Genomic DNA, 20,899 nt, shown 5'->3' with positions numbered 1-20,899 from the left:
CAAAGAGCGGAAACATTGAACACCTGTTTCCGCTCTTTAAATGTTTATGAATTCTAGCTAATATTACTTAGCCAATTTAGCGAAATATTCCAACGTGCGAATAAGTTGTGCTGCGTAGGACATTTCATTGTCATACCAAGCTACTGTTTTAACCAATTGTTGGTCGCCAACAGTTAATACTTTTGTTTGAGTTGCGTCAAACAATGATCCAAATGTAATACCATTAATGTCAGATGACACGATTTCGTCTTCTGTGTATCCGAAAGAATCTGCATCAGAAGCTGCTTTCATAGCTGCGTTAACTTCATCAACAGTTACCTTTTTGTCAAGAACAGTGATCAATTCAGTCAATGAACCTGTTGCAACTGGAACACGTTGAGCTGCACCGTCCAATTTACCTTTAAGTTCAGGAATAACTAGGCCGATTGCTTTAGCAGCACCGGTAGTGTTAGGGATGATGTTCTCAGCTGCTGCACGAGCACGACGGAAATCTCCTTTAGAGTGTGGAGCATCCAAAGTGTTTTGGTCGCCAGTGTACGCATGAATTGTAGTCATCAAACCTGAAACAATTCCGAATTGATCTTGTAACGTTTTAGCCATTGGTGCAAGGCAGTTCGTTGTGCAAGAAGCACCAGAAATAACTGTTTCAGTACCATCAAGAGTTTCATGGTTTACGTTGTAAACGATCGTCTTCACATCGCCTGTTGCTGGAGCAGAGATAACGACTTTTTTAGCGCCGCCTTTCAAATGCTTCTCAGCTGCTTCTTGAGATACGAAGAATCCTGTACATTCTAGAACGATGTCTACACCAAGCTCGCCCCAAGGCAATTCTTCAGGGTTACGGTTAGCAAGAACCTTAACTTCTTTACCATTTACTTTGAAGAATCCGTCATGAACTTCAACGTCTCCGTCAAAACGTCCTTGTGTTGTATCATATTTTAACAAATGAGCTAACATTTTCGCGTCTGTCAAGTCATTAATAGCAACTACTTCGATTCCTTCCACAGCTTGAATACGGCGGAATGCAAGGCGACCAATACGTCCAAATCCATTAATACCAACTTTTACAGTCATTGATTAGTTCCTCCCAAAGTTTCGTTTTATTTATTCAAAAAAGGCTGTTACACCTTTCATGACAACAAGGTCATCAGATTTCGCAAGATGCTAATCGTTTTTCTTAATTAGTTAAGAGGATATTCTTCCATTTCCCTCTCAATCTCTAATGCGGCCGCCTCATCCGTGACCAATATATCTTCCTGACCGAATCGGAGAACAGCATGTATCGCACTAGCCTTACTCTTTCCACCTGCAATCCCTATCACAATTTCAGTATTCATAATATCTTCCAGCCGAAGACCCAAGGTCATCATTCTGTGAACCATAGCACCATGCTCGTTGAAATAATAACCGAATGACTCTGCAATCGCGCCTTCATCTTGGATGCCCTGAATAGTCGCAAGGTCCAATCTTCTACGGCGTGTCATTTCCAGCGCATTACCGATGCCGTGCACTATAATTCGCGACTGTCTGATCGTCTGAACAATTTCCTGAATATTAAGATCTTGGACTAGCGATTGATAGGCATCATCACTAAGTAGATCTGGTATATGTAACAGCCTATATTGGGCTCCTACACTCTTAGCCATCGTGGAAGCTATAGTATTCGCTTGAAATTCCACGCTCTCCCCTAAGCCCCCACGAGCGGGTACAAACCAGGTCCCCTTCAAATTAACAGACGAAGGTTGTGTTAGTTGTTCAGCAACTGCAGCGAGTGTTGAACCTCCCGTTACAGCGATGATGTCTTCATTACCCATGACGCTCAACAGAGCCTTCGCTCCTGCACGTCCCAGTTCTTTCTTAGCGACCGGCGACGACTCACAATCACCAGGTACAATCACTACTTTACGCAGTCCATAGGCTAGGCGGATTTTATCTTCCAAATCTGTTAGTCCAAAAAGGTTCTTGGCGATGGGCTCAAGTGAATCCAGTAGTCTCCTACCCGAGTCACTAATCTTCATTCCCATACTTTCAATCTCAATGAGACCTTGAGATTTCAGAAGATCCGTTTCGGCACGCAACACGCGTTCCGTCATATGAAGTGACGCTGCTAGCGTTCTGCGACCGACAATATCAAGTAATAAAATTCGGTGAAGAATAGTGTACCTTGTCTTGAGAGTTTCCATGAGATCAGGCAGAAGCTGCTTTTGTATTTCTATTAAATTGCGCATGCTTTCCACTCCTGCATCGTTCTACATGGTCTTAAAATGTCCCGGGTAAACTTTTTAAGTCCCACTACTATTCTAACCAATATTCGCTTCTCTTGCAAGTATTCATTGTAGTATAATTTACTACTGCCGATTTTCTTATACATCATGATGTATGATGATTATAAATGTAACAATTCCTTGCTATTCTAACGTATATATCATATAATCATTTTTGCTATCTCTTTTTGCGCCCGTGGTCAAATGGATATGACGTAGGCCTCCGAAGCCTGAGATCGAGGTTCAATTCCTCGCGGGCGCGCCATTAATTATTATGATAGCTATATATAACTTTAACCAACTCAGATCAAAGCCAATCATGGCTCTTTTTTTTATCAATAGTTTGACTTTCCCTGACTTTATGATTTAAAATGTTTATCAAGTGGTAAATACGGCAATCGTATTTATAATGAACAACTAATTTAGTTAGTATAAGGGAGGCTTTCCACATGGGTTATATTCCTATGGTCGTTGAACAAAGTAGCCGCGGCGAACGCGCATATGACATCTATTCTAGACTTTTGAAGGATCGCATTATTTTCTTAGGTTCTGAAGTTAATGACATGGTTGCCAATTCCATTATTGCACAAATGCTATTTCTAGCTGCTGAAGATCCGGAGAAAGATATCTCCTTATATGTAAACAGCCCTGGTGGATCCATTACAGCCGGAATGGCGATATTCGATACAATGCAATATATTAAACCAGATGTATCTACAATCTGTGTAGGTATGGCCGCTTCTATGGGGGCATTCCTTTTGACTGCTGGCACGATCGGTAAGCGTTACGCGCTTCCAAATAGCGAGATCATGATTCACCAACCTCTAGGTGGTGCACAAGGTCAAGCATCAGACATTGAGATTCGCGCTCGTCGTATCCTCAAGCTCCGCGATAAGTTAAATCATATTTTAGCTGAACGTAGTGGACAGCCGCTGGAACGCATTGAGAAAGATACGGACCGCGACTACTTCATGAGTGCTTCAGATGCTCTCACATACGGTTTGATCGACAAAGTCTTAGAGAAACCATTAGCACTTTAATTAAAGACAAAAAGCCCTCACTTCCGTATATTACAGGAGTGAGGGCTTTTACAATAACAGAATTACTTAAACATTCTCGTACCTTCAGGTAGAATCTGATGAAAAGGAATGACGAACGTTGGAATGCCCGTAGCATAATCCGTATATTCATATTGTTGGAAGAACAATGCTATTCCCTCTGATTTCACAAAATAATTCACGTCACCAGTCAATCCTTTAAATTCACCAAAATAACCATCATTGTCTTGTAGTCCTTTGAGAACAAGCTTGTCCAATCTCTCATTATAATCAGGACTCTTTCCTTTTAATAGATCATTCAGTGATAGTATCTTTCCATCGTCTAACGAGAAGGTCAACCCTATACGAACTGTACCACCATGAGCCCCACCAATATAACCGTACTGATCTATGATAAGACTTAACACACCATTCTCATTGTATGACACGATATAGTTCTGAAAGAATTGATAGGTTTGCTCAACAGAACTATCTCTTTTAGAGGCCTGCTCTTTCGACGCTTCAACGAATTCATCCTTAAGGTTATCCAGCACCGTATTGATTGATTTCTCTACCTTGGCATCATCAAGGTCACTAATGGTAGGATAGCGAACAATAAATAATGCATCCTTTGTCTTTGTTTCTAGCTTATTTGTTGTAACCGATAGGTCATTCTCTACCCTAGGAGTAATATTCAATGATTTAAGTGATGGATTCCACACCCCTTGATAGCCCAAATAATCACTTATCAATCGAAATGGAACATATAAATTACCTTTGATATTCTTTACCTCATATTCATTGACATAGAAGTTATTAATATTTGTATTTACTCGATTCTCAGCTAAATCCATGTTCAACTGTCTATACCCACTACCAATACTATATGTTCTCGTACCCGGATTATAATGTAATGACAGTCCCAGTTGATCCCGCAATGCAGTCACAGGGATGAGGGTGTTCCCGTTACTTATCACACCACGTTGAGAGAGTGTAGTACCTTTCCATTCTAAAATGACAGTTGGTTGTTCGACAGTATTCTTCGTATTTCCAACAGCAAAGACCGTTGCTTGTCCTGTATAACCCACACTTGTCAATAGAACTCCTGCCACTATAGCTGCAGCGCCCCATCTCATAGCCTTATTCATCTCAAAATTCCCTCCACAATGATTCATATTCTTCGTACTTTTTGAGCTCATATCCACAGTATATCGAAGTAATGAATCATTATGGTAACAGCGGGGTAACATCTACGTAACAACTGCGTAACACTATTGAATCGTCAACACATACTATACCTGTTCATGATAACCATTATCTCCGTATGGCTGTAGCTTATCCAACCATTTCAGTTCTAGCTTCCGTAACTCATCCCTATGTTGTCTGTTCGTTGGATGATTTACAGGTACGCTCACCGGAATCATCCCTATAAGGGACTCTCCATCTTCAAGCTTCAATTGTTCCAATATTTCCATTTCAAACTGCTGTTCACCATAGGTCTTCCATTCCTTCTGCAATGACACGCAAGCATGATTACCCATATTCAGTATGAATACATCCTTGTTAAATGCCCCATATAGATTCAGACTGCTCCCAATCCATATCTTATTATTCACCAAGTTACGTATTTGGTAAACACCAATTTTGCGGGGCAGTTGTTGATATTCTGCCACGAGTTCCTTACGTCTTTGATGATTCATTATAAACCCTTCTTTCTCTATTATTAGAGGTTGTTCAAAAAGTCATCTTTTGATCACGAAGCATATCAAGAGGACGACTCGACATCGAAGATTGAATTCAGCCGGTCCTTCCGGTGCTCACGTAGGTACTGCCTACGCTCCGCTCCTCACTCCCTTGCTTCATCCAATCTTCTCGGTGCTGAAAAGTCGACTTTTTGAACTCGCATTATTAGTCATTCCGTTTACTTTTCACCCAATATTTACTGCCATCTGGTTCTCGGTCCATAAACCCGTATTCAATTAAATACCGTCGCAATGTCACGTAATCATCTAAACGTTCCTTCAGAATGGCATTGACTTCCTTCTCTGAATAAGACTTTTGAACATCAAATAATTGAGTGAGTTGTCGCAAAATAACAATTTTACGTTTTTCCTTCTTCGGGAACTCCGTTAACGGCCCTTGTAGACCTTCCTTAAAATAGGTGTTTAAAATCTCCTCATTCTCCTGCACCGTGATGGAATGCCGCTCATCTAGCAATGAAGGTGAATCATGAATGTGAATATACCGGCTTTTGCTATGAGACTTCTCCTCGACAAGTTCCATAATGGACAGGAATGCCTTGGCCTGCTTCATCTTCTCACGTAAAGTAAAGCGATGATTGCGAATAGTAGAGGTACTACCTCCATCCAATTGTTTGACGATCTCTTGATCGCTTAGCCCCATCTGGAAGAAGTTCAAAAGTGTCCGCTGCAAATCCGTTAATCCGGTCCATTTCTTATCTAATCCTAATAAGAAATCTAACATCGACGTATGATCATTCGCAATATGCCGCCGAACATACTTCTCCGCCTCGTAGTACACCTCTTCTTCCTTATAAATAATGCCCTTCTCATAACGTTTGCCGCAGATTAAACATACATAAGCTTCACACTCTTGTTCGAACATATAGCCTTGCTTGATTTCTTCCATACTTGCATTCCAGAACAGATCAGATAAATAGTCCATTATTGTAAACACCTTTCAGTTTCGTTTGCTATTTTATAGACATTATATAATATTGTTTAGTTTTTATCAAGTCATGAGCATTAATTGCAACACGATCACCAATAATCGCCTTCCACCTTCATCATTCACGCAAGTGCAATAAGTACATCTAAATTCAACCCAATTCGTCTGAACCTAACTTTAGTTGCATAGAGTACATCTAAATTACTGGAAACTCCACTTTTCAGCGTTATCGCCATTTTTAACTGTAGTTTTTACAACTAATTCTCTCTTTCCCTACTTTTCCTGCTAATTAAGTGTACTTTCAGCATCTATTCTAGCCTGACCTTAAAGGGCACAGCGGGAAGACCTCCACAAAACTTATAGAGGTTGTTCAAAAAGTCATCTTTTGAACTCGCACTTATAGTTTCTTATATTTAAAGAAAGAGTCCGTCCTAAACTAATTTTCTAGTTTAGGACGGACTCTTCAACTCACATATGCATTCAAAATATTATTCTCTTCCACTTTTCAGCTCGGACCAGTATCGATCGTAGACTTGTAGATTTTCACCTACTTCACCCAGCCATTCCGTACGACTTAATTCATCTTCAGATAGGTTAATCATCGTGTTATTACGATAGGTCTCAGAATGGAATTCCATCGCCTTCGTGTTCGGATCACTATAACCAATCGTTTCATAATTCTTCGCGCTCACTTGCGGATCTAACATATAGTTAATAAATTTCTCAGCCAACTCTTTATTCTTAGCCCCTAGTGGTATAGCGTAGTTATCAGAGAAAATCGTAGCACCTTCCTTAGGTACAACATAGGCGATATCCGGATTATCAGCTACGATAAAAGCTGCGTCTCCAGACCACACTGTACTAATCCAACCTTCTTCTTGGATCATCTTCTGTTTGATAGTGTCCGTATCGAATGCTAGCACGCTTGGGAGCAAGCCCTTCAGATCATCTACTGCTGTTTTGATCTCTGTTGCATCTGTAGAACTGTTGGAATAACCATTCTTCTTGAGCGCCATTCCAATCACTTCACGATTATCGTCTAATAGTATCACTTTACCCTTATAAGCCGGATTCCATAGATCTTCCCAACTATCAATCGCTTCTTTAATATATTTCTTATTATATGCAATTCCAGTTACACCGGAAGTATAGACAATAGAATATTGATTCCCTGGATCAAATATTGGATCTTTGAACGTATCCGCAATATGAATGAAATTCGGAATATTGTTCTTATCCAACGGTTCGAGCAGATTATTCTTGACCATCGTATCTACCATGTAGTCAGAGGGTTGGATGAGATCATATCCCCCGCCTCCAGCCCTTATCTTAGCTAGTAGGTCCTCGTTATTTGCGTAAATATCATACGTGATACTCACATTGAATTCTTTCTCGAAATCGGCTAGTACGGATTCATCAAAATTGTCTGCCCAACTGTAAATATGCAACTTTTCCTTAGAAGAACAACCACTTAATAAAGATATTGCCATAACACCCGCCACCAGCAGGCTTATCAATCCAGTTCTTTTCACAGTTACGTATCTCCTCTCTTTCATCCAACCATTTTTTATTTTTTCAAGTAGAAACGGCTATGCCGTCTTTTTCAAGACGGTACCCGTTTCAGCGGAAATATAAGGAATAGAGTATTAAGTAAAACTTATGCTTTCTTATATTTTAAAAAGGCAACAACTTGTGCTTCTTCTGTCCCTTGCCTCGGTTCAATACGTATTGCGCTAACAATATCAAGATGATGCTTACTACAATGAGCAACGTACAGAGTGCATTAATCTCTGGTGAAATGCCTCGTTTCACTTGCCCATAAATGTAGATAGGCAGCGTCGTTGATCCTGGTCCAGCAACAAAGAAACTAATCATGAAATCATCGAGAGAAAGCGTGAACGCAATCAACGCACCCGAGATTACACCCGGTGTAATCTGTGGCAATGTAATATAACGAAAGGTTTCCCAATACGTAGCGCCCAAATCTTGAGCAGCTTCTTCAAGCTGTCTACCCATTCCCGCAAATCTTGCACTTACCATGACATATACATACGACACACTGAATGTAATATGGGCGATCATGACCGTAGATTTCCCTAAAGGAATCTGGAACTGACTGAACAGAACTAACAGCGATAATCCCATAATAATATCAGGAATGATAATGGGCATATACAACAATCCACTCATTGGAACCTTCAACCTTTTACCTAAATCCCGCATGGATAAAGCTGCAAATGTCCCTAAAACCGTAGCAACTACAGTAGAAACAACAGCAACAATGAGACTGTTCATCAAAGCATCCATCACGTGGCGATCCTTCAATAGCGAGAGATACCAATCAAAGGTGAACCCTTTCCAATCCCCACTAAGTCGTGTGTTATTGAATGAATATACAATTACGAGCAGTATAGGTACATAAATAAATATCATCATAATGGCCGAATGAATGCCTAGAAGGGGATGTCCTTTCTTCTTCATCGGTTCCCCTCCTTTACTACTTCGCTACGCGATTTCATCACTCGGTTTAACAGTACAATCAGCACAAGCGACGTCAGAATAAAGATGACAGAGAGTGCTGAACCGAAAGGCCAATTACGTGCCCCGAGGAACTGAGATTGAATAATGTTACTAATCATCGAGGATTTAGAACCCCCTAGAATATCCGTTACGACGAACATCCCTGCTGTTGATACGAATACGAGGACAGATCCCGTCATAATGCCGGTCTTACTCTGAGGTAATGTAATATGCCAGAATGCCTTCCAACGACTGGCCCCTAGATCACTTGCAGCGTCTAACAATCGACGATCAATCTGCTCGATAGCTACGTATAGTGGCAACACCATAAAGGGAATAAAGTTATACACCATACCAAGCAATACCGCCCCCTTGGTATAGAGCATCTGCAATGGTTCATCAATCCATCCCCAATGGATTAGAATACTGTTCACCACACCCTGTGTTCGAAGCAGCAACACCCAAGCATAGGTCCGAATAAGGAAGTTAATCCAGAACGGTATCGTAATCAAGATCAGCCCCCAATTCTGCATGCGGGGGGATGAACTTGCTATATAATAAGCTAGCGGATAACTAACGATGAGACAGATTAATACCGTCACGATCGACAATACAATCGTATCCCAATAAATTCCTAGATATAGAGAATCCCAGATTGTCTTATAGCCTTCCCAGCTAAATTGATAAACAACGTTACCCAGCGTATCGCGTTGCATAAATGACATGGCCACAACGATGATCATCGGCACGACTAGGAATAAACCTAACCAGATCAATACGGGGGTAAGGAACCATTTGGACTTGTTCATGGCTAGATCACCACCTCATCCTTCGTATTCCAGTTCACCCCAATTCGCTCACCTGCTTGCCACGATTCTTCATCTGCCAAATCAAGTGCAATCGTGACCTTCATAGCGGTCTGCGTATCCACTTGGTCAAGTTCAACGATTAATTTATGCACATTTCCCATATACAGGACATCCTGAATGACACCTGTCTTCATCGCATCTTCGACGTTACGATGTGGGCGTAATTTCTCTGGTCTCACAGCAAATAAACCTTCGGAAGAAGTGAAAATATTATTCTCTCCGATAAAGGTCGCGGCAAAAAGAGTTCGCGGTGAGGCATATACCTCTTTAGGGGTACCAATCTGCTCTACCCGCCCATTATTCATAATAACGATACGATCGGACATCATCATTGCTTCCTCTTGATCATGAGTAACATACACAAAGGTAATTCCTAGTGTCCGCTGCAGATGCTTTAGCTCCGTTTGCAAGTTTTTGCGCAACTGTAAATCTAACGCACCCAAAGGTTCATCAAGTAATAATACTTTAGGTTTATTCACTATAGCTCGAGCTATAGCTACGCGCTGCTGTTGACCCCCTGAGAGCTGGTGAGGATACCGCGATGTCAGAGCCGCTAGCTGTGTCATGTGGACAGCTTCCGCAATCCGCTCTTTCTGTTGCTCCTTCGGTATCTTCTTCATCTTTAGACCGAATGCAATGTTCTCTTCGACTGTCAGATGCGGAAATAAAGCATAGTGCTGAAACACCAAATTCAAATCCCTTAGATTAGGAGGGTCGTCTGTCACATTCTTCCCAGCAAGTATAATATCACCATTAGAAGGTTGTTCGAAACCTGCAATCATGCGGAGAATAGTCGTCTTTCCACATCCGCTCGGCCCAAGTAAAGTGAGGAATTCACCTTCCTTTATGATCAAAGACAATGGATGTACTACTGCTTGCCCTTCAAATTGTTTCTCTATTTCAACGAGTTCAATCATAATAAACACCAACCCCTTTTATTCTACGATTTCAACATGGTACCAAGTCGACTATATATCATCTAACACTTCTAATAAGCCATATCATATGTATGGCTTACTTATATTCAAACTATTCATTTAGTCATATGACAGATCATCACTTATTGAAGAAATGTCCGATTTCGCATATTCAATATAACGTTTTTCAACCTAAGGTACAACCACTTTTTTATAAATCACTACGTAAAGCTGTCTACTTCTGTCACAATTTAGTGATGATTATAACATATTCTCCGAAAAGACAATAAAGAATCGCCTTTCTCACGACATGGAATGGTCGGAGAAAGGCGATTTAATCAAACATAATTAGCATTTATCGTTCATTTACTTAAGCTCGTATTGAACACTAAGCTGTGTAGATACTTTCACTTCTCCCGCTTCAACAGCACTTGAAGCTGATGAATCCATCGTTGCCTTCGACATCATCATTTCATTTTGCGCGTATACGATCGGGTTACTACTTTCTCCTTGACTAACAACGAGAACTGCACCTAACTGACGATTCGCTGCTTTCGCGATAGCTCCCGCTTTCAGAGTAGCGTTCGCCATAGCCTTCTCAATCACTTGTGTTTCGAACTGGTCACGGTTCTCAATCGAGAAGCGAACATTCTCAATGTTATTCGCACCTGCAGTTGATGCCGCATCTAGCAATTGACCCACTTTAGCAAGATCGCGATACGTTACTTCGATCGTATGATTTGCAGTGTAACCTTTAACCTTCTGACCTTCTTTTTCTGTGTAGGTATAGTTAGGTTGCACATAGAACTGCGTACTCTTAATGTCTTTATCAGCAATCTTCCATGTATCCTTCAGTAAATCATTCAGCTTCTTCATCTTAGCTGCATTCGCTTTCTGAGCAGATTGAGCTGTTTCCGCTTGTGATGTTACACCGATGGATAAATATGCAATATCGGGTGTAATTGATAATTCACCTTTACCTACGACATTAATCACATTACGTTGAACCTCAGCAGCATAGATCTCGGATGAACCTCCTATCGTGTTGCTAATTCCAGATACCCCTACAATAAATGCACTCGCAACTAAGATCAATCCTGTCTTCTTTACCCATTTCTTCATAACCGTCGCCTCCTTAGAGCTTTACGAAGTAAAGCTTACTCCGTAAGCATAAACATTAGAGCTTTACGAAGTAAAGCTTACCCCGTAAGCATAAACATTAGAGCTTTACAGAGTAAAGTTTACTCCGTAAGCGATTACCTTTATTTACCCTTTAGACGTACAAAATTGGTAAATGTTGCACTTGTCACAAAGAACTTCAGTTTTATTTTTCACAATCATGAACATGCCCTATTCAACGAGTATAAATCCGCATAAACAAATAGTAGCCAATCCTCAAAGCGGATTAGCTACTATTTGTTTTAAGTACCAATATCAGTACTTTTATTGGTTCTCTAATTCCTCTTTACTTACTAAAGCAACTAAAGCGGTTACAGCCTGCTCAGCGTCCGCGCCATCCGCGCTAATGTTAACTTCTGTTCCCGAACTGATTGCAAGGCTCATAATCCCCATTATGCTTTTTGCATTCACCTTTTTATCATCTTTTTCCACGAAAATTTCAGACGAGTACTTATTCGCTTCTTGGACGAACAATGCTGCCGGTCTGGCATGGAGACCCGTCTTCAGACGGACAACTACCGGGTGCTTTGTCATGGAAACTTACCCCCTATTTATAAATCTATTCACATTACTCTCATTTCATATACATTCATTATAGCATTATACCATGAAGGACACTAGAATAAAAACTCATGCATTACGAATCTTATCCGCCATCTCATCAATCTTGCGCAGACGATGATTAACGCCCGATTTACTGACGGTGCCCTTGAGCATCTCGCCAACCTCTTTCAAATTCATATCTGGATGAATTAACCGCACTTCCGCTACTTCCCGTAGCTTCTCAGGTAATTGTTCTAAGCCAATCTCACGCTGTAGTAGCTTAATATTATCAATTTGCCGAACTGCTGCGCTGATCGTTTTATTCAAATTTGCCGTCTCGCAGTTGACGATACGGTTCACAGAATTTCTCATGTCTCGCATAATACGAACATCCTCGAACTTGAACAGAGATTGATGTGCACCAATTAAGCTAAGAAACTCAATAATCTTCTCGCCTTCCTTGATGTAGAGTACAAATCCCTTCTTGCGTTCAATAAAGCGTGCATTCAACTTGAATTCGTTAGCTAACTTTACCAATGCCTTACAATGATCTTCATACATCGAATAAATCTCGAGATGATACGATGAACCCTCAGGATTATTCACAGAGCCACCCGCCATAAAGGCACCTCGTAAATATGCTCGCTTACAACATTTCTTACGGATAAGTTCAGAATAGATCTCTTGTGTGAATAGAAATCCTTCAGAAACAATATGTAGTTCCATTAGAATTTCCTGCACACGAGCAGGTATCCGCACGATATAGACATTATTCTTCTTTAATCTCATCTTTTTACGCACGAGTAGCTCTGTATGTGCCTGAAAATACTTTTTGATTAAGGTATAAATCCGCCTTGCTATCGCGGCATTTTCTGTCGAGATATCCAAAATGACTTTTTTGTTCGATAGTTGGACGGAACCATTCATGCGAATAAGCGCTGATAATTCAGCCTTCTCGCAACACGGATGTCCTTCTACCCTAGTCAATTCTTTCTTTGTCTCTGCCGCAAACGACAAGTGACTCACCTCTCTCGTAAAGTCCAATTTTGTACGAGCTGGTATATATGCTGGCTTAGCTTTTCAGCATCATGCCTTAGGTATGTCCGGAACAGAACGAGTGTGTCAGCAATGACCTTATAACCATGTCCCGTCACTGCATCCATGTCCAAATGGACAGGTTTTGCTCCCTTTTCAGCATACTTATCTTGAACTCGGGTCGGAATTTCACCATTATTTACAATGACATAATCAAAAAGATGTACTCCGACATGATCATAAATCGCATTAAGATGATCACTCACGCTATAATTATCGGTCTCCCCTGGCTGAGTCATGACATTGCAAACAAAAATCTTAATCGCTTCTGAAGCACAGACCGCTTCCACAAGCTTAGGAACGAGTAAATTAGGGAGTATACTAGTATACAGGCTTCCCGGCCCAATTAAGATAGCATCTGCTTGCTGAATCGCTTCAACAGCCTCTGGCAATGGCTCGACCTCAGCCGGATCAAGAAAAACACGTTTAATCCTTCTCCCAGCTTCGGGGATTTTGGATTCTCCACTAACGACGCTGCCATCTTCCATCTCGGCATGTAGTGTAACGGCGACACCCGCAGCAGGCAACACACGACCACGAACAGCAAACACCCTACTTAACTCCCGTACAGCGGATACGAAGTCACCCGTAATATCTGTCATTCCTGCTAATATTAGATTACCTAAACTATGTCCAGCCAGTCCCGAACCAGTCCCGAAGCGGTAGCTTAACATTTGTGAAAGTAGTGGTTCAACGTCAGCAAGCGCCGTCAATACGTTACGAACATCTCCCGGCGGGGGCATCTGTAATTCATTTCGAAGAATGCCTGAACTTCCACCATCGTCGGCTACCGTGACAATAGCCGTAATATCAAGCGGCTTCTCTTTCAATCCCCGAAGCATGACGGATAATCCAGTGCCTCCACCCATCACAACAATTCGAGGACGCGCACTTGTCTGTCCTGCTACTTCCATTACACTTCACCCCATTAATGCCAATCACGGTCTCGATCAGAGTCGCGATGGATAACTGAGACGTTCTCCGTCTCACTGGTACCCAGCATCTTCCCTAAATACTCAGAAATAGCAACAGAGCGATGCTTGCCACCTGTGCATCCGATGCCGATAACGACTTGGCTCTTACCTTCTTTATGATATTGCGGAATTAAGAAATGGAGCATATCCAACAGCTTACTAATAAATAATTGGGTTTCAGCCCACTTCATCACATAATCATACACTTCATTGTCTTGTCCCGTACGTGGACGCAAGTGATCAACATAATGCGGATTCGGCAAAAACCTAACATCGAATACCAAATCTGCATCAATCGGAATACCATATTTAAATCCAAAAGATGTAATATTGACAGACAACGTATTAGGTTCCAGGTGAGAGAAACGAGAAATAATCTTCTCTTTCAATTTCCCAGGCTTTATACTACTCGTGTCGATCAACTGTGTTGCCGAATTCTTTAGTTCCTCTAACAGCTTACGTTCCAGTCGGATTCCATCAAGTGGCATCCCCTCTGGAGCCAATGGATGGCGCCTCCGACTCTCTTTATATCGCTGCACTAGGACAGAATCCATCGCATCTAGGAAGAGAATCTCGCATCCCATCGTGAAATGCTCTTTAATATAAGCCAATGATTCAGATAGAGCGGTAAAAAATTCACGTCCACGTAGATCAATCACTAAAGCAACCTTAGCTATCTTCCCATTGGATTGCTCAATAAGTTCTGCAAACTTCGGGATCAATACGGGTGGCAAATTATCCACGCAGAAGAAACCAAGATCCTCCAAGCTTTGTACAGCAAGTGTCTTTCCCGCACCGGACATCCCTGTAATAATAATCAGAGTTGCCGTCGCCGGTGCAGTTATGTCCTTCTCCAGCATCAGCTTTCCCTCCCTTGTCTATGAGTTTAACAAGCTTATGACTGGTAATAAAACAAGACAATGCCTATGAACGAAGAAGCAGACCTGCAGCCCCAACGACGCCCGCATTATTGCCTAGTAGAGCTGGTAGGATGGACACACCCCGTTGTAACGGATCCGGTGTTAACTTGGCATATACCTCACGTATCTCATTGAAGAGGATATCCCCTGCATAAGCAACGCCTCCACCCACAATAAACACTTCTGGATTTAATACTGCCGCAACAATTGCCATCGATTTCCCTAAATAAAAGGCTGCACGTTTCACAATACGAACAGCGACTTCATCCCCTGCCTTGGCTGCATCGAACACTTCCTTTGCAGTCATATGTTCTACAGTAGCTAGTGTGGTACGATCCCCACGTGCTACCGCATCGTTAGCCATACGAATAATTCCTGTTGCCGATGATACTGTCTCTAAACAACCCTTTTTGCCGCATCCACATTGAATAGCTTCCAGATCAGGCACTACTGAAATATGTCCAATCTCTCCTGCCATCCCAGAGAATCCCTGATAAATATTTCCGTTCAGAATAATGCCTCCGCCCACTCCAGTACCAAGTGTATAACAGATACAGTTATCTACCCCACGTCCCGCACCGCTCCATACTTCTCCTAATGCTGCGACGTTAGCGTCATTATCTATTTTGACTGGCTTGCCTAGACGCTCCTCTAGAAGAGAACGTATTGGAACATCTCTAAAGCCTATGTTGGGTGCAAGGATAATAATTCCTTCAACGACATTCGTGAAGCCAGCAACCCCTGCTCCCACACCTACAAGCTGATCCCAATCATATGGAGATTTCTCTACAATTTCGTGCACATACTTTACAATATTGTCAACGACGATATGAACACCTTTTTCAGTCTCCGTGGGTCCTTCATGTGTTAGTAGAAGCTGCCCCTCTTGATTACAAATGCCCACTTTAATCGACGTACCGCCTAAATCCACACCAACATAGATACTTTCAGACATGTTACAAGCCACCTTTATCAATCTACAATATTTTTGAGCCTACGTACCCACTATAATAGATGCCTTCTATCTGGTCAAGAGAAGTAAGCTACTATCGAAACGCTTGTTGGTAGGTTATTCATGACAATTGTCATCTTCAATAGGTGACAGTTTTTACTAACCAGAGCTCGAATAATTCCCTATCATTAAATAAAGCGCAATTCTGAATGCCAATGGAGGGATATCAAGATGGATATTATTATGGAAATGAATCATGTCATCAAGTTATTTGGAAATAAGAAAGCCGTGGATAATGTATCCCTTACTATTGAGAAGGGTTCCATCGTTGCCATTCTCGGTCCTAATGGGGCAGGTAAGACAACCGTTCTATCTATGATGTTGGGACTGATTAAACCCAGCCAAGGATCCATACGTGTGATGGGTAAGAACCCTAAAGATATAGAGGTGCGTAAGAGAATTGGGGCTATGCTTCAAGAAGTTAGTGTTATGGATGGCCTGAAGGTGCGCGAACTTATTACATTAATTCGTAGTTATTATCCAGATCCTCTTGATATGAGCCAATTGACACCATTAACCGGTCTGAAAGAGGAAGACTTAAATCGATTCGCAACGAAGTTATCTGGTGGTCAGAAGCGAAAACTCGGCTTCGCCCTCGCTCTTGCTGGAAATCCTGATCTAATCTTCTTCGATGAACCCACCGTAGGTCTAGATGTTACCGCTCGTCGCTTGTTCTGGGATAAAGTTCATACACTGACTACACTAGGAAAAACCATCTTATTTACTACCCATTACCTACAAGAAGCTGAGGACTTTGCAGATCGAGTCATTTTATTTAATCAAGGTGTGATCATTGCTGACGGCAGCCCTGACGAGATCAAATCCAAATTGACGACATGCTCTGTCTCTTTTAAATCAGATGATCCTCATCTACGTGAAGCACTCCTCAATTTGCCTCATGTTAGTGATGTTTATGAAAAAGAGGGTCGGATATATACAGTTACTGAGGATACAGATAGCGTTCTAGCATCCATCTTTGAACACAAGTACGCGGTTAAAAATATTCGTGTCGAGCAAGGTCGCCTTGACGATGCCTTCGAACAGTTAACGTCACAACCTGAATTTGATATTAAAGGGGAGGCTAATTAATTATGTACATGATCATCATGCAGTGTAAGGCTGAAATGAGAAGAATTCTGCGTAATCCCTATTTTGTAGGATGGTCTTTAATCATGCCTATTTTGTTCTATTTCATCTTTACTCGGCTTGTAAACACCAACACCGATGATAATCAGCTATGGCAAGCTCATTACTTGATGTCTATGACCACATTTAGTGTGATGGGCTCATCTATCATGACTTTAGGGATTCGAATCGTTCAGGAACGAGTTCATGGTTGGTCCACCTTTATGCGAATTACTCCACTACCCGAGGGCGTCTATTTCTTCGGTAAAATGTTCGGGCAATCCGTTATGCATTTACTCTCTATTGTCGTTATCTTTGGTGCAGGATATTTGATCAATGGCGTGTCCTTATCTCCGTCACAGTGGATTTACAGTGGACTATGGATATTAGTAGCTTGTGCGCCATTCCTAGCGCTAGGGACATTAATCGGGACAATGAAACGAGTGGACACAGCTAGTGGCGTTAGTAATGCGACCTATATGATACTGGCTATCGTAGGGGGAATGTGGTTTCCTATGGATTCTTTCCCGCAATTATTACAAACGATTAGTCATTGGCTCCCTGCCTATAGCTTTGGGAATGGAGCTTGGGAGATTATACGTGGACATCATCCTTCGTTAGAAAACATACTCATTCTGCTAGGATACCTCATATTCTTTATGGTACTATCGACATATATTCGTAAAAAACAGGAAGTGGTGTAGACTTTATTATGCAAGAGAAATTTCAGCTATTTCCTAAAAAACTAGGATTCTATCCATACGTCTGGCTGATCTACATCTTCCTACCTATCATCAATACCGCACAGGAGCATGGGTTAAAGATGATACTGGGCTATTTGATGATTGGAGTGTTTGCACTCTCCTATCGACAACTCTATTTCGCTTCAGAGCATGGCTCCTTTTCATATTGGATTGCCTTACAGATGGTTATTATCTTTATTCTCAGCTCCCTTTATAACCCTTACAACTTATTCATGGGTTTCTTCACCGCTAATTTTATTGGATATTACACCAATTCGGTCAAGTTTAAGATATCCTTAATTTCTTTGGCGATTATCGAAATTGTACCGATAATATTAAATATAGGTGAACGTCACCCTAGGGAATACTTATTCCTTTTCCCTTTTATTGTCATTATGATCATGTCTCCTTTTGGAATAAGGTCGATGAATAAGCACCAGCAACTTGAGTTGAAGCTAGATGAAGCTAATGAACATATTAAAGAACTCGTTAAGCGTGAAGAACGCATGCGTATTGCTAGAGATCTACATGACACATTAGGTCATACGTTGTCTTTGATTACATTGAAAAGTCAGTTAGTCGACCGGCTAATTACCAAAGATCCTCATCGTGCACAATTTGAGGCCAAGGAGATTGAGCGAACAGCAAGAGCGGCTCTCCGACAAGTTCGCGAACTTGTGTCGGATATGCGCGCAGTTACAGTCGCCGAGGAACTACTGGAGGTACAGGTCATCCTAGAGCATGCCGATATCATCTCTTATTTCGAAGGGGACGCTAAGCTTGCTGGGGTACCAGATCTAACTCAGAACATTCTCAGCCTATGCCTTCGTGAAGCAATAACCAATATTGTAAAACATAGCCGAGCAAAAAACTGTACAGTACGTATTGAACAAGAGGTGGCTTACGTCACACTCATCATTAGTGATGATGGAATAGGTTTACGCGAAGATCATCATGATGGAAACGGATTGAATGGGATGGCTGAGCGGCTATCTTTAATTGAGGGTTCGTTAGAAGTATCTTCTGTGAAAGGCACTACTTTGACCATCACTATTCCTATTATAATCAAGGATCAACAAGAGGAGGGGAGCGCATGATACGAATTCTTCTAGCCGAAGATCAACAGATGCTCCGCGGTGCATTAGCCTTACTATTAGATTTAGAAGACGATATCGAAGTAGTAGGCCAAGCTTCCGATGGGAAAGAGGCACTGTCACTCATCGTCTCTCTTCAACCAGATATCTGTCTGCTTGACATAGAAATGCCATTGATGACCGGTTTGGACGTTGCTGAACAGTTGAAGGGGCAGGGTTCGCCCTGTAAAGTTATCATTCTGACTACCTTTGCACGTCCCGGTTACTTCGAGCGCGCAGTAAAGGCAGATGTTCAAGGTTATCTATTAAAGGATGGACCTATCGATAAACTGGCAGAGTCCATTCGTCGTGTCATGGTCGGTCATCGGGAGATTTCCCCGGAACTTATATTCGGAACGATAAAGGACAAGAACCCTCTTAATGCTCGTGAACGAGAGATTCTATCGCTGTCTGCCCAAGGGAAGTCTGCCCATGAGATATCATCTATGCTTCATCTTTCCTATGGAACGGTACGCAATTATATCTCCGAATCCTTGAATAAACTTGATGCTAGAAATCGGATCGAGGCCATTCGGTTAGCAGAGGAAAAGGGCTGGTTGTAGATTAACATCAGCCTTCTCCGTTCACTACAGTAGTTGCACAGAGTACACTTATATCCGATTTATCTTCGTTAGTGTTGGGTTTAGTTGTACAGAGTACATCTATTTACTTGAAAACCTTCTCTTTTCATCATATCCCCACTTTTAACTGTCCTTTTTGCAACTATTCTCCTTTCAGATCACTTTTCCCTCTAAATAAGTGCAGTTTATGCAGCTATTTCTCCCTCAGCCCTTCCCTCTCATGAGTGAAGCGCTTGCCAACTTAACACAAATAACCCGACGGTGAAATCCCTCCGTCGGGTCATTGCTGTCGAATATACTATTTACTTACTTAGAGACTCGCTCCAGTCATGAACCATATTACCTTCTATGAATTTCTCTGCATCCATCGCTGCCATACAGCCTGTACCCGCTGCAGAAATGGCTTGACGATAACGAACATCCTGAACGTCACCACATGCGAATACACCCGGTATATTCGTCTCTGTCGTACCTGGCTTAACGATGATATAACCTACGTCATCTGTCGTGATCTGATTGTCCAGAAATTGTGTGTTCGGTGTATGTCCAATCGCTACAAACACTCCGTCTGCTTCAATTAATTCTTCCTGATTGGTCTCATTGTTAAGAACTTTCAGTCCTTTAACACCCATACCTTCAGTAACTACTTCCAGTGGCGTACGGTTCAATGCCCATAGAACCTTCTCGTTCTCACGTGCACGATCTTGCATAATCTTCGAAGCACGCATCTCTTCACGACGGTGTACCAGCGTTACGCTCGAACCGAAACGAGTCAAGAAGTTCGCTTCTTCCATAGCAGAATCACCGCCACCAATGACAATAATCTTCTTCCCACGGAAGAAGAATCCGTCACATGTTGCACATGTGCTGACACCGCGTCCGATGTTCTCCTGTTCACCTGGAATACCCAAATACTTCGCTGAAGCTCCTGTGGAAATAATGACAGTCTCAGCCAATAACTCTCCCATTCCATCAACTTGAACTTTGAACGGACGTTTAGACAGATCTACCTTCTCTACCCAACCTGACTTAAACTCGGCTCCGAAACGCTCTGCTTGCTTCCGCATATTGTCCATCAATTCAGGTCCCATAATTCCATCTGGAAATCCTGGGAAGTTCTCAATTTCAGTTGTTGTTGTCAATTGACCCCCTGGTTGCATCCCTTCAATAACCAGTGGTTTCATATTCGCGCGAGCAAGATAAATAGCTGCTGTTAATCCAGCAGGACCTGTTCCAATAACGATTGATTTATACATTTATATAACCTCCTATAAAATAATATATGACGAATGATCAGGC

At 41.8% G+C, this 20,899-nt stretch carries 21 protein-coding genes and 1 tRNA gene; 6 read left to right on the top strand and 16 right to left on the bottom strand.

Going from position 1 to position 20,899, the window contains the following annotated elements; genetic code table 11:
- Window positions 1-63: 63 nt before the first annotated feature.
- Window positions 64-1,074: a type I glyceraldehyde-3-phosphate dehydrogenase gene (gene gap / locus AC1TO8_RS14340; RefSeq protein ID WP_482056305.1), complete on the bottom strand. Its 1,011-nt coding sequence runs from the start codon at window positions 1,072-1,074 to the stop codon at window positions 64-66.
- Between the two features lie 107 nt (window positions 1,075-1,181).
- Window positions 1,182-2,228, bottom strand: coding sequence for a sugar-binding transcriptional regulator (locus AC1TO8_RS14335; RefSeq protein WP_482056304.1), 1,047 nt, complete (start codon window positions 2,226-2,228; stop codon window positions 1,182-1,184).
- A gap of 226 nt (window positions 2,229-2,454) precedes the next feature.
- Between AC1TO8_RS14335 and AC1TO8_RS14330 the strand changes: the two genes are divergently transcribed.
- Window positions 2,455-2,529, top strand: a tRNA-Arg gene (locus AC1TO8_RS14330).
- A 184-nt stretch (window positions 2,530-2,713) separates the two neighbouring features.
- A complete protein-coding gene (clpP, locus tag AC1TO8_RS14325) occupies window positions 2,714-3,304 on the top strand; it encodes an ATP-dependent Clp endopeptidase proteolytic subunit ClpP (protein WP_482056303.1) in 591 nt (196 codons plus the stop codon).
- Window positions 3,305-3,366: 62 nt separating this feature from the next.
- Here the strand turns inward: clpP and AC1TO8_RS14320 are convergent, their stop codons facing one another.
- From AC1TO8_RS14320 to AC1TO8_RS14260, 13 genes are all read right to left on the bottom strand, one after another.
- Window positions 3,367-4,449: a PdaC/SigV domain-containing protein gene (locus AC1TO8_RS14320; protein ID WP_482056302.1), complete on the bottom strand. Its 1,083-nt coding sequence runs from the start codon at window positions 4,447-4,449 to the stop codon at window positions 3,367-3,369.
- Between the two features lie 144 nt (window positions 4,450-4,593).
- On the bottom strand, window positions 4,594-5,001 hold the full coding sequence (locus AC1TO8_RS14315) for a GIY-YIG nuclease family protein (protein ID WP_482056301.1): 408 nt from the start codon (window positions 4,999-5,001) through the stop codon (window positions 4,594-4,596).
- Window positions 5,002-5,209: 208 nt separating this feature from the next.
- Window positions 5,210-5,986 (bottom strand): DUF2087 domain-containing protein, encoded by a 777-nt coding sequence (locus AC1TO8_RS14310; RefSeq protein ID WP_482056300.1) that lies wholly within the window; start codon window positions 5,984-5,986, stop codon window positions 5,210-5,212.
- 491 nt (window positions 5,987-6,477) lie between these two features.
- Window positions 6,478-7,479 carry a polyamine ABC transporter substrate-binding protein gene (locus AC1TO8_RS14305; RefSeq protein WP_482056461.1) on the bottom strand — a complete coding sequence of 334 codons (1,002 nt, stop codon included), beginning with the start codon at window positions 7,477-7,479 and terminating at the stop codon, window positions 6,478-6,480.
- Window positions 7,480-7,663: 184 nt separating this feature from the next.
- Window positions 7,664-8,470 carry an ABC transporter permease gene (locus AC1TO8_RS14300; RefSeq protein WP_482056299.1) on the bottom strand — a complete coding sequence of 269 codons (807 nt, stop codon included), beginning with the start codon at window positions 8,468-8,470 and terminating at the stop codon, window positions 7,664-7,666.
- Entirely contained in the window at window positions 8,467-9,318 is an 852-nt protein-coding gene (locus tag AC1TO8_RS14295) for an ABC transporter permease (protein ID WP_482056298.1), read from the bottom strand. Before AC1TO8_RS14295 ends, AC1TO8_RS14300 begins: the two co-directional genes overlap by 4 nt.
- 2 nt (window positions 9,319-9,320) lie before the next feature.
- On the bottom strand, window positions 9,321-10,295 hold the full coding sequence (locus AC1TO8_RS14290; protein ID WP_482056297.1) for an ABC transporter ATP-binding protein: 975 nt from the start codon (window positions 10,293-10,295) through the stop codon (window positions 9,321-9,323).
- 366 nt (window positions 10,296-10,661) lie between these two features.
- Window positions 10,662-11,417, bottom strand: coding sequence for an SIMPL domain-containing protein (locus tag AC1TO8_RS14285; protein ID WP_482056296.1), 756 nt, complete (start codon window positions 11,415-11,417; stop codon window positions 10,662-10,664).
- A gap of 321 nt (window positions 11,418-11,738) precedes the next feature.
- Window positions 11,739-12,008, bottom strand: a complete 270-nt coding sequence (locus AC1TO8_RS14280) for an HPr family phosphocarrier protein (RefSeq protein ID WP_482056295.1) — start codon at window positions 12,006-12,008, stop codon at window positions 11,739-11,741.
- Between the two features lie 96 nt (window positions 12,009-12,104).
- Window positions 12,105-13,034: a DNA-binding protein WhiA gene (gene whiA, locus AC1TO8_RS14275; RefSeq protein ID WP_482056294.1), complete on the bottom strand. Its 930-nt coding sequence runs from the start codon at window positions 13,032-13,034 to the stop codon at window positions 12,105-12,107.
- A gap of 5 nt (window positions 13,035-13,039) precedes the next feature.
- Window positions 13,040-14,026, bottom strand: coding sequence for a gluconeogenesis factor YvcK family protein (locus AC1TO8_RS14270; RefSeq protein WP_482056293.1), 987 nt, complete (start codon window positions 14,024-14,026; stop codon window positions 13,040-13,042).
- A gap of 14 nt (window positions 14,027-14,040) precedes the next feature.
- Window positions 14,041-14,946: an RNase adapter RapZ gene (gene rapZ / locus AC1TO8_RS14265; protein WP_482056292.1), complete on the bottom strand. Its 906-nt coding sequence runs from the start codon at window positions 14,944-14,946 to the stop codon at window positions 14,041-14,043.
- A gap of 64 nt (window positions 14,947-15,010) precedes the next feature.
- Window positions 15,011-15,961, bottom strand: a complete 951-nt coding sequence (locus tag AC1TO8_RS14260) for an ROK family glucokinase (protein WP_482056291.1) — start codon at window positions 15,959-15,961, stop codon at window positions 15,011-15,013.
- A 228-nt stretch (window positions 15,962-16,189) separates the two neighbouring features.
- On the opposite strand from AC1TO8_RS14260, the gene AC1TO8_RS14255 reads away from it, so the two are divergent.
- Genes AC1TO8_RS14255 through AC1TO8_RS14240 form a run of 4 tightly spaced genes read left to right on the top strand, consistent with a single transcriptional unit; the run spans window position 16,190 to window position 19,582 of the window.
- Complete coding sequence (locus AC1TO8_RS14255) at window positions 16,190-17,107, top strand: ABC transporter ATP-binding protein (RefSeq protein ID WP_482056290.1); 918 nt, start codon at window positions 16,190-16,192, stop codon at window positions 17,105-17,107.
- Window positions 17,108-17,109: 2 nt separating this feature from the next.
- Complete coding sequence (locus tag AC1TO8_RS14250; protein ID WP_482056289.1) at window positions 17,110-17,847, top strand: ABC transporter permease; 738 nt, start codon at window positions 17,110-17,112, stop codon at window positions 17,845-17,847.
- An 8-nt stretch (window positions 17,848-17,855) separates the two neighbouring features.
- Entirely contained in the window at window positions 17,856-18,983 is a 1,128-nt protein-coding gene (locus tag AC1TO8_RS14245; RefSeq protein ID WP_482056288.1) for a sensor histidine kinase, read from the top strand.
- Window positions 18,980-19,582, top strand: a complete 603-nt coding sequence (locus AC1TO8_RS14240; RefSeq protein WP_482056287.1) for a response regulator transcription factor — start codon at window positions 18,980-18,982, stop codon at window positions 19,580-19,582. Before AC1TO8_RS14245 ends, AC1TO8_RS14240 begins: the two co-directional genes overlap by 4 nt.
- 320 nt (window positions 19,583-19,902) lie before the next feature.
- Here the strand turns inward: AC1TO8_RS14240 and trxB are convergent, their stop codons facing one another.
- Window positions 19,903-20,856, bottom strand: a complete 954-nt coding sequence (trxB, locus tag AC1TO8_RS14235) for a thioredoxin-disulfide reductase (RefSeq protein WP_482056286.1) — start codon at window positions 20,854-20,856, stop codon at window positions 19,903-19,905.
- Window positions 20,857-20,899: the final 43 nt, after the last annotated feature.

This window comes from Paenibacillus sp. Y859 (assembly GCF_056786405.1).
Note: the sequence above shows the minus strand (reverse complement) of the source record. Positions and strands in the feature narration are given on the sequence as shown.